Origin of the sequence: Arthrobacter dokdonellae (assembly GCF_003268655.1) — a bacterium.
Taxonomy (GTDB): domain Bacteria; phylum Actinomycetota; class Actinomycetes; order Actinomycetales; family Micrococcaceae; genus Specibacter; species Specibacter dokdonellae.
This window is the reverse complement of the sequence record NZ_CP029642.1, coordinates 1,817,013-1,829,741: the sequence shown is the minus strand read 5'-3', so window position 1 is coordinate 1,829,741 and position 12,729 is coordinate 1,817,013. Positions and strand designations below refer to the sequence as shown.

17 protein-coding genes are annotated in these 12,729 nt (G+C 60.2%); 5 read left to right on the top strand and 12 right to left on the bottom strand.

From position 1 onward, the window contains the following. Positions 1–204: 204 nt before the first annotated feature. Complete coding sequence (locus DMB86_RS20270; RefSeq protein WP_129545500.1) at positions 205–816, top strand: hypothetical protein; 612 nt, start codon at positions 205–207, stop codon at positions 814–816. A 298-nt stretch (positions 817–1,114) separates the two neighbouring features. On the opposite strand, the gene DMB86_RS08120 is transcribed toward DMB86_RS20270, so the two are convergent. The 8 genes from DMB86_RS08120 to DMB86_RS08085 all read right to left on the bottom strand — a co-directional run bounded on the left by DMB86_RS08120 (position 1,115) and on the right by DMB86_RS08085 (position 5,607). Beyond that, positions 1,115–1,378 carry a type II toxin-antitoxin system RelE family toxin gene (locus tag DMB86_RS08120; RefSeq protein WP_113717328.1) on the bottom strand — a complete coding sequence of 88 codons (264 nt, stop codon included), beginning with the start codon at positions 1,376–1,378 and terminating at the stop codon, positions 1,115–1,117. Then, complete coding sequence (gene relB / locus DMB86_RS08115) at positions 1,375–1,662, bottom strand: type II toxin-antitoxin system RelB family antitoxin (RefSeq protein ID WP_171814418.1); 288 nt, start codon at positions 1,660–1,662, stop codon at positions 1,375–1,377. Before relB ends, DMB86_RS08120 begins: the two co-directional genes overlap by 4 nt. Positions 1,663–1,900: 238 nt before the next feature. Further along, complete coding sequence (locus DMB86_RS08110) at positions 1,901–2,329, bottom strand: VOC family protein (RefSeq protein WP_113717326.1); 429 nt, start codon at positions 2,327–2,329, stop codon at positions 1,901–1,903. Between the two features lie 144 nt (positions 2,330–2,473). Then, a complete protein-coding gene (locus DMB86_RS08105; protein ID WP_113717325.1) occupies positions 2,474–2,767 on the bottom strand; it encodes a hypothetical protein in 294 nt (97 codons plus the stop codon). A gap of 128 nt (positions 2,768–2,895) precedes the next feature. Next, positions 2,896–3,903: an alpha/beta fold hydrolase gene (locus DMB86_RS08100; protein WP_113717324.1), complete on the bottom strand. Its 1,008-nt coding sequence runs from the start codon at positions 3,901–3,903 to the stop codon at positions 2,896–2,898. 268 nt (positions 3,904–4,171) lie between these two features. Continuing rightward, positions 4,172–4,429, bottom strand: a complete 258-nt coding sequence (locus DMB86_RS08095; RefSeq protein ID WP_113717323.1) for a type II toxin-antitoxin system RelE family toxin — start codon at positions 4,427–4,429, stop codon at positions 4,172–4,174. Then, positions 4,426–4,674, bottom strand: coding sequence for a type II toxin-antitoxin system Phd/YefM family antitoxin (locus tag DMB86_RS08090; RefSeq protein WP_113719418.1), 249 nt, complete (start codon positions 4,672–4,674; stop codon positions 4,426–4,428). Before DMB86_RS08090 ends, DMB86_RS08095 begins: the two co-directional genes overlap by 4 nt. A gap of 150 nt (positions 4,675–4,824) precedes the next feature. After that, entirely contained in the window at positions 4,825–5,607 is a 783-nt protein-coding gene (locus tag DMB86_RS08085; protein ID WP_113717322.1) for a class I SAM-dependent methyltransferase, read from the bottom strand. 201 nt (positions 5,608–5,808) lie between these two features. Here DMB86_RS08085 and DMB86_RS08080 point away from each other — a divergent pair, with 201 nt between their 5' ends. Then, complete coding sequence (locus DMB86_RS08080) at positions 5,809–6,432, top strand: maleylpyruvate isomerase N-terminal domain-containing protein (protein ID WP_129545499.1); 624 nt, start codon at positions 5,809–5,811, stop codon at positions 6,430–6,432. A gap of 165 nt (positions 6,433–6,597) precedes the next feature. On the opposite strand, the gene DMB86_RS08075 is transcribed toward DMB86_RS08080, so the two are convergent. Then, entirely contained in the window at positions 6,598–6,969 is a 372-nt protein-coding gene (locus DMB86_RS08075; protein WP_113717320.1) for a DUF6984 family protein, read from the bottom strand. A gap of 242 nt (positions 6,970–7,211) precedes the next feature. On the opposite strand from DMB86_RS08075, the gene DMB86_RS08070 reads away from it, so the two are divergent. Continuing rightward, a complete protein-coding gene (locus tag DMB86_RS08070) occupies positions 7,212–7,646 on the top strand; it encodes a hypothetical protein (protein WP_113717319.1) in 435 nt (144 codons plus the stop codon). A 57-nt stretch (positions 7,647–7,703) separates the two neighbouring features. On the opposite strand, the gene DMB86_RS08065 is transcribed toward DMB86_RS08070, so the two are convergent. Together DMB86_RS08065 and istA are read right to left on the bottom strand one after the other, a co-directional pair. Further along, complete coding sequence (locus DMB86_RS08065) at positions 7,704–8,495, bottom strand: ATP-binding protein (protein WP_113716823.1); 792 nt, start codon at positions 8,493–8,495, stop codon at positions 7,704–7,706. Further along, complete coding sequence (gene istA / locus DMB86_RS08060) at positions 8,492–10,072, bottom strand: IS21 family transposase (RefSeq protein ID WP_335645009.1); 1,581 nt, start codon at positions 10,070–10,072, stop codon at positions 8,492–8,494. Before istA ends, DMB86_RS08065 begins: the two co-directional genes overlap by 4 nt. Before the next feature lie 211 nt (positions 10,073–10,283). On the opposite strand from istA, the gene DMB86_RS08055 reads away from it, so the two are divergent. Further along, positions 10,284–10,613, top strand: a complete 330-nt coding sequence (locus tag DMB86_RS08055) for a GNAT family N-acetyltransferase (RefSeq protein ID WP_227878668.1) — start codon at positions 10,284–10,286, stop codon at positions 10,611–10,613. Between the two features lie 176 nt (positions 10,614–10,789). Further along, the gene (locus DMB86_RS20560; protein WP_171814417.1) at positions 10,790–10,966 is read left to right on the top strand and encodes an RNA-binding protein; all 177 of its coding nucleotides are present in this window, start codon (positions 10,790–10,792) and stop codon (positions 10,964–10,966) included. A gap of 501 nt (positions 10,967–11,467) precedes the next feature. Here DMB86_RS20560 and DMB86_RS08050 read toward each other — a convergent pair. After that, positions 11,468–12,547, bottom strand: coding sequence for a hypothetical protein (locus tag DMB86_RS08050; RefSeq protein ID WP_129545498.1), 1,080 nt, complete (start codon positions 12,545–12,547; stop codon positions 11,468–11,470). Positions 12,548–12,729 lie beyond the last annotated feature (182 nt).

Here is a 12,729-nt window from a genome sequence, read left to right as displayed (position 1 = left end):
TTCAGAAGTCGTCTGCACAACTTTGGTGCGACCGTAAGCGGAACCTCTAACGGAATGATTCTGGTGACCAAGTTCAATCGATTCGAATCACCCGAGCTGTCTCCAATGCGCTTGTCCGCCTCTCCCAGCCACATATTCCGTCGACTGTGGGCACCCACAGGCAGCTTCGAAGCCACATGATTTGCGCTCAGTTAGACTGACGTCATGCATCTTGCCTTCGGCTACTTCAGTGGCAGCGAATCCTATCCGGAGCAGCCCAAAGAACTCCACAAAAAGATTGCAACGTCCGGAACGTGTAGTGATCGGTGGCATCTGGCTGGCCGCGACGATTTGTCTCCTGAAGTTATCGCAATCCTGGCACAAGACTCCGACCCGGAAGTCAGAAGCAGTATTGCCGTGAACCAGCTCACCCCGGCAGTCATACTGGCTTCGCTTGCGAATCAGCATCCAGACCTGGTTCCGCCGATTTCCATCCATACGAACGCCCCACCCGCGCTCAAAGAGCTAGCTCCGATTCTCTGGCAAACAGATGGGTCAATATTCCAGTACCTCGTCGACAAGGGAGCAACTCAGGAGGAATCTACCGATCTCCGGATACTGCACAGTCGCTTAACCCGTCAACACCATAACCGAATAAAGAAGGCACAGATGAGTCTGCCGCCGGACGAAGCCCCCTACATGGAGCCACCGCGCACGCCCCTGCTGGGAGGCGTCTGGAGAAGCATACACACTGAGCCAAGCAACGATGCACCACCGCCATACGATCCACAATTCCTGCGCGATGCAGCTCACTACTGGGAACACTGGTCCAAGTAGCACCCCAACGTCGTGGCACGACAGACAGGGCATGAGCCTGGTTGGCAGCGACAGGGTTTGGATGGCCCGATATCCCGACGCCACCGGCGGGCGGTTATCCTGGCCGTGCATCTTGCCGATCACGGATTAATGCAGAGCAGACACCCGCGCCCTGCCGGCGAACCCCTGCACCGATGGCCTGCCCGCAGGGGAACCTTGAACGGGACAAGCTAGTGTCGGGCATCTGCTGCGGCTTCGATCCCCGCCGATTCAGTCCAACTTTGGCTACTGAGCGCCCCGTAAATCGGGAATCCCGTGTTCATCCATAGATACTGCTGCGATGATCAACATCAATCACCAAAATGACCAGGCGTGCATCTTGCAGATCGCAGACAATTCGATAATCGCCGACGCGATACCTCCACAGGCCAGAAAGCCCTCCAGTGAGGGCCTTGCCTCGGTCCCGGGGGTTTTCGAGTGTGGTGATCGCTCGGAGCGCGGCACGAATGCGCCGGGCATTCTGGAGGTCAGCCTTCCGAAACCAATTCGCCGCGTCGGGCGCTAGCTCGACCTCCCAGCTCACTCGATCTCATCCAGAATGCTGGCATCAGCCAAGGCATCTTTTAGCCCAAGCTCGCGCTCGATCACGGCAAGCGGCACAGATTGGACACGGCCCGATCGAAGATCCGCAGCACGAGCAATGATGCGCTGTTCCCATTCCAATTCCGAAAGGTCTCGCTCCAATACCTCGCGCACAACGTCGCCTAGGCTGCGCCGGGTTGCTTTGGCGAGCGCTTCGACACGCTCACGCAGTTCTTCAGGAAGCCGCACCGAGATGGGCCGGCCAAGAGGTGTTACAGTACTCATGTAAACATTGTAGACGATGTATACGTTGACCAACAGTGCTCGTGCTCGTGCTCCTGCCTACACGAGCAATGCCGCTGACGTACTGCACTTCTGTTTAACTTCTCGTTGCCCAAACGAAACCTCGACTGCGTGTCCGCGATGCTGCCCGTAAGCGCAACCTTCAGTGGGACAGCTGCAACGTTTCGATAGCGGATCGGCTTGTGCAAGGACCTGTGTGGGCCGCTGGCACACCGAGGTGCTACGCGTCGGGGTTCCAGACGATCTCCCAGAGATGACCGTCGGGGTCGGCGAAGTAGCCGGAGTAGATGCCCCACGGACGCCTGTGCGCTGGCGCGGGCAGGGTGCCGCCGGCGGCTTCGGCTTGCGCGAGCAGTGCGTCAACCTCAGCCTGCGACTCGGCCGGGATGCCCAGACTGAACTCGGTTGAGCTCCGCGGACCGGCGGGCGTACTGGCGTCTTTGGCCAGGTTAGTGCGTTCGTACAGGCCGATCATCAGCCCGCTGTCGAGGATGAAAAAGGCGATCCTCCCATCAGCGCCAGTGACGTCGTCATGGAGTTCCTGCGCGACGACGCCCTCGGTGGGCCAGCCCAGGCCGTCACGGTAGAAGACGACCGATCGATCGAGATCGTCCACAGCCAGCGTGATGAAAAGGATCTTTGGGTGCACGGTCAGCTCCTGTCGAACGATTAGTCACGGGTCATCGGGCCAAGCCTGGTAGCAGGAGTATAACTGTCACAGCACCAACATTGATTCGGCCGACAATCGGCCCCGCCGCTGGCGCGTTTCAGCTGGGGAACGGTACACGGGACGCTATCCGCGAAGCCCTCCCCAACCGAACCCGCTCTCCGCAACGAAATCCTGCAATTCGCTACGCAGACGTGCCGTGAATCCGTCTGCGCCTTCGGGCGGATAAAGCCAGAACCCCATTTCCTCGTCAAACACGAAGACTCGGAGAAGCAAGTCCGTACTGACGATCGTTGATGACGTGACCGGCTCGGCCTTCGCCGTCACCACATCCAAATGGGTGCGCTCGAGCTCATCCTGAGTCAGAATCGCCTCGAGCGCTGGCCGTGCCGCGAGCAAGATTTCTTCCACGATCATCATGAATACATAATCGCAGCCGGCAGAGACCTGGGCCAGGGGTTCCTGTTCATGGAACCTTGAGCGGGCAGCCAGGACTTCGTCTCGTCGGCCTCGGCGTCAGCCGGCACTTGAATGTTGCAGGGTCAACGTTAGGGTTCCCGTGCTTGTCGCGGAGGGACAAGTTTCGTTTGGGCATGGTGGTTACTGTTTAACTGGGCAGCGCTGATCGATTCAACGGCGTTGGTTAGGGCTGACATGGATATTGGGCCGCCATGTCCTTCATCCTCGACGATGATGAGCTGGCTGTTACTCCAGCGTTGGTGCAGCTGCCACGGAGTGATGGCGGGTCCGCTGACATCACGGCGCCCGTGGATGAGGTAACCGGGTATCCCCTCGAGTTCGTGGATCCTCGCCAAGATTTCTTGGTCGCCCTTGAGAAATCCATCGTTGGACCAATAATGCGTTACCAGGAGCGCGAACGTCATGCGCGTTCGCTCGTCTTCGAACATTGGGCCGGGCTGCCAATACGGGCTCAGCGAGATGTGCAAGGCTTCCCACCGATCCCAAGCGAGGGCGGCCAAGCGGGCATCGTCCCGATCTTCGCCGGCTAGCCGCCGCGCGTAGGCTTCCACCACCCGCTCACCAGGCTTCGCTGCAGCGGCGGTCGCAAAGTCGCTCCACGCCTCCGGAAATATGCGCTTGACTCCTTCGGTGATCCACTCGACGTAGTCGCGGTTTGTTGTTGTCACCGCCACTACGGCGATGCCCAGGAGGCGGCCTGGGTGCTGCAGCGCGTAGGCAAGGGTGAGCGTGCTTCCCCACGAAACGCCCGTGACGATCCAACTTTCGATTTCAAGGTGTTGGCGCACGGATTCGATGTCGTCGATGAGCGTTTGCGTGGTGTTTTCAGCGAGGTGCTCCAGATCATCCTGGGCCGTGGGAGTGCTTTTGCCGCATCCGCGTTGATCAATGCCGATCGTCCAGAACCGGGATTCGTCGTGTCGCTTTCGGTAGCCCCCTTTCCCCAAGGAGCCGCCGGGGCCACCGTGCAGATAAAGGACTGGAACGCCTGACGGATTTCCGGATGCCTCCCAATAGATCCTCGCATTGCCAATATTGACCCATCCGTGGTCACGGGGCACCTGCTCAGTCATCATGCCTCAACGATAGGTCAGAGCACTTGGCGGCTCAGGACGGAAATGACCATTCGTTCCGCGCCAAGGCCACTCCGCCGTCGGCAACCGGAGTATCTATAAAGGCCTGGGAGACGGAAGCGTCGACGCAGCCGTGACTATTGTGGGCGGGGTGGAACCCGGGCACCCCACTACGGTGCCGAGCTGCCGAAACCACGAAACATTGTCCTCCCGTTACGGGAACCTCCTGCGGGACGTCGGGGCGGCCAACAGCTGATTCGTCTGAGGGCAGTCAGCGTTCGTAGACGTTGCTACGATGACCAAGCGTGATCACTGCTACAACGAGGATGTTGTCGTCAACCGTGTAGACGATGCGGTAGTCCCCTATGCGAACTCTGAGGCCAGGACGCCCTTGGAGGGCCTTGGCGCCCGGCGGTCGTGGATCTTGACCGAGGAGCGCGATCGCTCCACGAATGCGGTCGCGATCCTGATGGTCAATTCGTTTCAACGCGCGAACCGCTGCAGGACGCAACTCGACTTGGTAAATCATACCCAGCCCAGATCGGCTTTCACTTGAGCCCAAGGGATGTTTGGGCCCTCCTCTGCCATCGCCTCATCAAATGCGGCGACATCTTCGGCTTCTTCCAGAGCTTCGAGCATCTGCTCGTACCGCTCAGGGCTGACAACCACGGCAGCGCGATGACCGCGGCGTTCGATGAAAACCGCTTCGGTCTTCGAGCGATCGATGACGTCTGAAAAGTGGTTGCGTGCGTCTGCGACGCTGACTATGGACATAGACAAATTGTACATCTAGAACCATGAAATGTACATGATGTAGGTTCTTTGAAAGGAAAGCCGCGCTGATCGCAATACCCACCGAAGGAACCTCTTGCGGGACGCTAGTTAGCGTTTGTTGGGCTGATGTTGCGTAAAGTAGCTCCGCCTCTACCCGGTGACACCTCTGCCTGGTCGTTGTAGACGGAAGGCTGCCGTGATGTGGGGGAAGCTGACGAGGCCTGTGTCTGGTGATGCGGTTTGTTCGCCGAGGTATCGGATTTTCGCCAAGACGGCGTGCTGGTCGGATCTCTGCGTAACGAAGGACCAGGAACTGGCGAGCTGAACGAGTTGCCCGACCGTCAGCTCGTGGTTGAAAGGGAGTTCCTTGCGTTCAAAGGTGCCTCGTCCGGCAAATTCTCCAGGCACGCTGAGCGTTTGGTCTGCAGGGGTTCCGTCCGATTCGACGATGGTGGCGAGTGCCTGCACCCACGTGTTGGTGCGGTCCCAAGTGTGCCATGCCATGCCCATCATGCCGTTTGGCTTGAGTACACGATCGCATTCATGTGTTGCCTGTTCGGGCTCTACCCAGTGCCAGGCTTGGAGGCAAATAATGGCGTCGACGCTCTGATCGCCCAGGGGGATGCGTTCTGCCGATCCGCTAGTAGTCGTGATGCGATTAGCGACTCCGGGTGGCAGTTCCTCGCAGGACTTTCGGAGCACAGACAACATGTCGGCGGAGGTATCAACCGCGGTGACGGTGTGTCCGAGTGTTGCGATGGTCCGTGTCCCTAGTCCTGTACCGGATCCTAGGTCCAGGACTGCCAGTCGCTGGTCGCTCAGTGGAGATCCTAATAGCCACGAGACCGCCCCCGCAGACCAGGTCGGACGAACATCATCATGCAGTACAGCGCTGTGGCTCAATGCTTTTGTTGCGCTGTGGAACTGATTCATGCCTTCAGCCTAGTGTCCGGCGAGACCCCGTCTTGAATACCTAAGGTCCGCTCTTGCCGGCGTATAGAATCTGGCGCGTTAAAGGAACCGAGGCGCGGTCGCTCGATATTTTATCGGGATTGAGTCCGCCCACCCAGGTCGGTGCGAGTGCTTGTGGCAGAGTTGCCTGTGATCGAGTGGCCAAGAAAGGTTGATGCATTCGTGGATCTTGAAAGTAATCCGGAACTGGCGTCCCGACTGTGCCGTGAAGCGCAGGGGCGATTGATGCGTCGCGTGGCCCAGCTGACGGACGACGACGTCCAATCGCCAAGTCGTCTGCCAGCCTGGACCGTGGGCCATGTACTGACCCATCTCGCTCGCAATGCTGACGCCCATGCGCGCCGCCTGTCAGGTGCGCTGAGCGGCCATAATGTTCCCAAATACGAAAGCGGCGAGCAACAGCGCAGCACCGAGATTGAAGACGGGGCCACGCGGTCGGCTGGCGAGATCATCGCCGACCTGCAAGCCAGTTTGGACAGTCTTGAAGAGATATTCACGGAATCCACTGCGGCAGGATGGCCCAACGGACACTTCCTCGGCGGAGGGTATTACGGTGTAGCTGGTTGCCCAGCACACAGGCTCCGCGAGGTGGAGATGCACCACGTCGACCTTGGACTGGGCTACACCCCTTTGGATTGGCCGGACGAGTATGTTGCCTGGGATCTTCAGCAGTTGCTTGCAACCGCCCCCGAGCGGCTTGATTCTTCCAATAGTCGTCGGTTTTTTATGGCTTGGTTGGCTGGGCGCGGGCCGCTCGACACCGGGACAACACTGAACCCCTGGTAACTCCCTCGAGTCTCACGGCCAAAGATGGAAGACGCCCGTCTCAGATGCGGAACGGGCTATGGGACATGCAGACTCATGGCCCGTGAGTTGGCCAAGATGAAGTAGACACTGTTCTGCTTTCGGTAGATCAAATCTGTCGGGTGCCGCAATATGCAACCAACAAGGTCATGCTGGGCGCGGCCCAATTCCTGGCTCCATCCAACCGTGCTGGACGTCGCTAATTCGAGCAGGCAGGCTGATTCTTTTTGCGAAGTCGACTTTCCAACTGTCTAGTTCGTACAGCTCACCCAACTGATCGATGTTTATCGACACAGAAATTGGTATCTCGTCGGCATCCAGATACCAGCCTTCGACCAGCTGCCTGCCGAAATGGCGGTCTGTGTTCGCTGGTTCAAACCGGAAGCTTCCCATCCCGCCGTCGTCCATGTCACGCACATTCAGTTCCTCCATCGGAGTCAAAGTCCGCCAGCCATCTGAGACATTCGCCAATAGTGCGTTGACAAGCAGGATCTCACCCGCATTCAGAGGACGGTCCATAGGTCGATTCTCCATCCACTTCTGGTTTTCTTGCGATTCAACCAGAGTAGATCAAGGTAGCCTTCGGAAGCAGTCAATCGGGAGACACCCCAAAGAACTCGGCAGGCAGGTCGGCCTCTGGGAAGTACTTTTGCTGTCAATCTACTCCCACGGGGAACCCCTACTGGGACTTCGCCAGTTGCCATCGGTTTTTCGCATGTCTAAACATGAATCAGTGAACTCTGCCGTGCAATACTGGCGAAATGCTGAACGATTACTGGCCTCTCACCCAATTGAAGCTTGTAACCAAGCGTTTGGAGCTCCGTGTCCCAAACGATGATGAGCTATCCGAGTTGGCCCGGGTCGCGGCCAACGGCGTGAACGAGCCTGGTGAGCAGCCTTTCTTGACGCCATGGACCAATCTTCCTCCTCGTGAGCGGGCACTCCACGTGATGCAGCAGCATTGGAGCCGCCGGGGCGCGTGGTGTGTGGAGGATTGGGCGTTGGAAATGGGCGTATTTCGTGGAGATCAGCCTGTAGGCATGGTCACGCTGAAGGCACGCAGTTTTCCTGTACTGCGTGAAGTAAAAACCGAGTCGTGGCTTGGCTGTCAACTGCAACTTAGAACTGACCACTGGCGGCAGTTTGTTTTGACCAGTGGCGGCAGTCGGTTGACCATGGGCGGCAAGTACTTTTGACCAGTGGCCAGGCGCCGGGGGTGTGCTGGGGTTGCGGCGCCTGACCATGGTGCGCGGTTAGTTCATCGGGTGGGTTCCTTTCCCGTTTTGGGCTTGCATGAGGCGCACGGACTCACCGCTGGTTTGGCAGAGGTGCGCGTGGTGCATGAGCCGGTCCACGGTCGCGGTGGCGATGGTTTTTGGCATGAGCTCATCGAACCCGGAGGGGTGGATGTTGGAGCTGATCGCGAGGGAGCGTTTCTCGTAGGAGGCGTCCACGACGCGGTAGAAGCCTTCGGCGGCGTCGCCGGAGACAGGCAAAAGGCCAATATCGTCAATGCAAATCAGATCGACATTGGTGACGCGGGTGATGGCTTTGTTGACGCTGTCATCGATGCGGTGCCGGCGTACGAGCGCGCCGAGGTCCTCCAGGCTCAGCCAAGACACGGAGAGGCCTTCATCGATGGCCTGCTGGCCCAACGATTCCAGCAGCAGGGTCTTACCGGTGCCGGAGGGGCCGCAAGCGATCAGGTTCTCCCGCCGCCGCACCCATTCCAGAGTTCGCAGGAACGAGGTCGTCGCCACGGGCAGGGTGGAGAGGGATTCCTCCCACACATCGAAGGTTTTCCCGGTCGGGAACCCCGCACGTTTGCGCCGGGTGGTGAGCATGGACCGGTTCCGCCCGGTCGCTTCGGCCTCGAGCAGGACCCTGACGACCTCGGTGGGGTCCCAACGCTGGGCTTTCGCGGTGGCCAGGACGTCGGCGACAACGGCGCGGGCGTGGGGCATCCGGGTGGTGCGCATCAGCGCAATCACCTGTTCTACTGCCACGTCTGCCAGCGGCGCCGGAGCCAGGGTTGCGGCGCTCATTCTGCTGCTCCTTCAAGATCGGTGATATCGGCGGGAATGGTCTCCTCGCCGGGCGTGGTGGTCGGGTTGGTGGTGCCGAAGTTCGCCCAACCGCTGGTGCCTTGGGACAGCCATTGGCTTTGATCGGTCACGGCATGCCGGGTGTTGTTGATGGTGCTGGATGGTTCGCCGGTAGCGGTGTTGGTGATGATGGAAACCAGGTCCTCATGGGTGAAACGGTGGTGCACCGCGGCAGCTCCCAGGCCCTGGTCGACGACATCGTTGCCCATGACCTTGGCGAGCGTGGCAGCCCGTTCCATTTTGTGGCGGATCTTGTTCGTGCCGGCTGCCGCGGCCTCCTTGAGCCAGAGTGCTGCCCCGGCGCCCAGGGCCAGGAATTCCTCTTCGGCCCTGTTGCTGGGGCGGATGACCCGTTCCAGGGCGCCAGCAGAGGCTGGTGGGAAATGCGCGTCAATGACCGCTGGTACGCCGGGGCGGGTGAGCTTATGGCGAGCGACTTCCACCGGCCCGGCCTTGTCAACGTGCACGATGATGACGTGGGTGTCGGTACCACGCACCCACACCCGTTGCCCCATCAGGGTGTGCGGGACGGAATAGCGCGAATGCTCATACGTAACCATGGGCGTGTTCGGCGGGACCTGGCGGACCTGACCGAAACTCGCCGTGACCGGCACCGCCGGAACCGGGTGAAGCTTAGGCTGTTCCACCAACCGGAGCATGTCCTTGGGGATCTCCAGCGTGGCGCGGTGCACGGAGGAATTCACATCCTCCATAAACGCCTCACAGGCCTGCTCCAGCTCGGCGAAGGAGCCGTACTCCGGACGCAGGTTGGTGTCTTTGGGCACGAGGTCGGCTTTAGCGATCTTCACCGCGTTTTCCACCCCGCCCTTGGAGGCAGGGTCTGCCGGCATGCACGTGTGCACGGCGGTGGAGTAGTGCCGGGCGAACGCAACGATCTGCGGGTTGCGGACCGGAACGCCGGCGACATGCTCGACCGTGACTGTTTTCTCATTGTCGGTCAATACATACGTTGGTACACCATTAATCAGCCTGAATGACCTGTCAAGGGCCGCGAATACGCTCGGCATCGTCTTATCCCGCAAGGGAATGACGATACGGAAGCGTGAGTACGCCATCCACGCGACGAACAACACGGTCTTGGCGCCGTCAACGACAGGACCGTCTCCGTAGTCCCACTGGAGCCACAGCCCTGGGGCCACAGTCCAGGGCCGGTGAACCCTGGCGTTCTGGGCCCGGTACTTCGATTTCAACCCGGCCAGCACATAGCGGGTCGTGCGGATCGAACCGGCGTATCCCAGATCAACGAGCTTGTCGTGAACAACGTCGCCGCGGATCTTTCCGCGGGACTGCTCCACCAGCTGTGTCATCGCCGGCAGGTACGGGTCAGTGATCCTGCCACGCTTGCGGGCGATCGGCGCTTGCGCACCGGCAGCCCGTGCTTTCACATACGAACGGACAGTGTTGTGTGAGACACCGCAAACCACCGCGGCACCTCGATACGACTGGGTCATGTCATAAGCAGCTAAAATTTCCATGAACTCTCCTGGAGACTTCAAAATAAGCCCCTTCCTTCCCGCAAAGGGTGAAATTGAAACGATTGGCATCGTCATTTCACCCCGAAGGAAGGGGCTCTCCCCGTAAAGACACGGGGATGGACAAGGGAATCCCAGCACACCCAGCCACCGGACGGCGGCGAACTACTGGTCAAAACACTTGCAGCCACTGGTCAAAACCACTGCCGCGAACGGTCAATCAAAAATGCCGTCTATGGTCAGTTTAAAGTTGCAGCTAACACTTGGCCTTGATTTTCACCGACAGGGTATCGGTACCGAGGCCCGGACGGCCTTGTTGAGCCTTGCTTTTAAGGAACTGGGAGCTGTCACCGCGCTGACCGAAGTTTTCCAGGACAACGTTGGTTCGCAAGGCGTCTCGCGTCGGCTCGGATATCTTCACGATGGCATTTCGCGGGATGTTCTAGCCGGGCGAGCTGTAGTATCCGATCGTCTGCGTCTAGATGCTTCAGCTTGGGTCCCGACCGATCCCGAAGATCTGCTCGTCACCGGCCTGGCGAAAGCCCGTTCATTCTTCAGCATTTAGAAAGCATCTTAGAGCGACGCCGCCCGTAGGCGGAACGGCTTGCGGGACGCAGCCAGGACGCTAAGCAGCGCGAAAACGACGACATCGAGCGGAGCTGTCCACAGCAAACCCTTTTGTAAAGGGCACAGATTACAATGGGTCGAGCAGCTACACCCCGAACAGGTAGGACTCCCGGCATGGCCCACATCAGCGTCTCCGCCTTCGGCACCGTCATGATTTTTCGGGTTCCCGAGGATGCCGACATGAGCGGATTCAGTTTTGCCGGCTTCCGGAACCGTGCCGATGCTCAACAGCAACTCAACACCTACCTCGAGGGCCTGGGCTACGACGTGAGCCAATCCTATTTGTGGTGATCGTGCCGGATGGCGGTAGGGGTTCCGGACGCACGAAACCCCTTCCGCCGCTCTCTCCCCTTCAGCAGCACCTGTCGAGGGTGTCTCCTCGGCCGATCGTCTATCGAACGCGTGACTCCGCCACCCCGCCGCGCATCTGCGGGGTCCAGACCCGACTGGACTGCGACGGCGTCACCGACGTACCAGGGAGTGGGCTCGGCCCGCGAGCCCGTATAGCAGGAGGTAGGCACGTTGCCTACCTCCCAGAGCGGTCGTACCGATGGAGAAGAAGAGGATGGTCCATCGCGTTCAGCGTGAGGGCACTGTGACAGGAGCACCTCGTCCGCCACGCCGACCCGCATCCTTGAGTGAGGTCGTCGCCGTCGTGAGCCTCGTGACGACATTGGTGAGCATCGCCGTCACCGTGACGGCACCGCTGCTCGCGAGCTAACTTCAAAATTTCTCGGCGGCGCCAGCGGACCCTGGGGTCGCTCGACGGAGTTCGCGGTTGTCACCGCCCCCTCACGGAGCGAGTGGTTGGCCACCGTCCACCACCGCATTCACCAGACGATTGTTCACGTGTTCGCGCACGATCCAAGCTGCTCCGGCGGTCGGGGTGATCGCCTCGAAGACGCCGACCGCTGGCGTTCGACCAGCCAGTCGGTGAACGCTCGTCGTTCCGTGACCGAGCGCAATGACCACCTCGATCCCATGCGAGACGAGGACCTGGGCCGCGTCCAGTATCCGGTGGCTCGACGCGGCCGTCAGCGGAGCGGAGCTGGAGAAGCCGCCACGGAACAGCAGGACGACGTCGCATTCCCTGTGAGCGTGTCGCTCCGCTGCGAGTTTTTCCAAGGCGTCTGCGTACGGTACGCCCGGATCGTTCACGCCCCGCTCGGATGCGACGCGACGGCTCCGGGACCGGAGCTGGTCGCCCGCCTTTCCGAGCGTCTCGCGGACGTCCACCGCAGTTTGCCCGCCGGTGGCCGGGCCGATGGAGACGATCGTGATGGGATCGTCGACGAGGTCCACGAAGCCCCAGTCGTCTGGGGAATTGTGTAGGGGATCAACCGATATACCGGGCACGGGCAAGAGCTCCTGAACCGCACCGTTGAACTGGCGCCGTTGCTCGTGGTTTAGCGACTGGTGTTCGTCGCTGACGATGGTGCGTGCGATCCAAGCTTCGGTCTGGACCGTCGTCCACCAGAAGAAATCGGGAGCGCCCGAATCGTGGTCGATCCCGATCCGGTAGCGCAGACGTCGCCCGAGAACCTGCAGAAGCCCACGGTCCTGGAGGAGGCAACGGCGATCGATCCGGTTTGGCAGGGAATCGAGGTGCCGGGACGGTCGGACGGTTGGCCACTCCACACCGCTGCCGAGCCAGCCTCCGCCAGTATTGATCACTTCGAGGTCGAACTGCACCGCCCAGGGCCAGCCACCGATGCTGAAGCCCACGGCTTCCTCGACTTCATCGCGCATCCGTTCCACGTGTGCGAGCTCCTCCGCGTCGTAGAACCGCAACCGAATCTCGAGGCCTTGACCAAGCTTCTTCTTCTTGACGCCGGGGCCAATTGGGCCGAATCCCGCGATCTCGGCGGTCAAGAGCGCGCGTCCCGCACGCCGAAGGGCGTTGCTGTCAACGCCTTCCTGGTCAGGCGTTGCGACGAGCCGGTGTCCGGTCTCGACTACACAACTCGCGATTGAGTAGCTCGGACCCGTGTTTTTGTTCCCCACGTCACCATCCTGTCCTAACGATGCGCTGGGTGCAATTTTCTACGGGGATG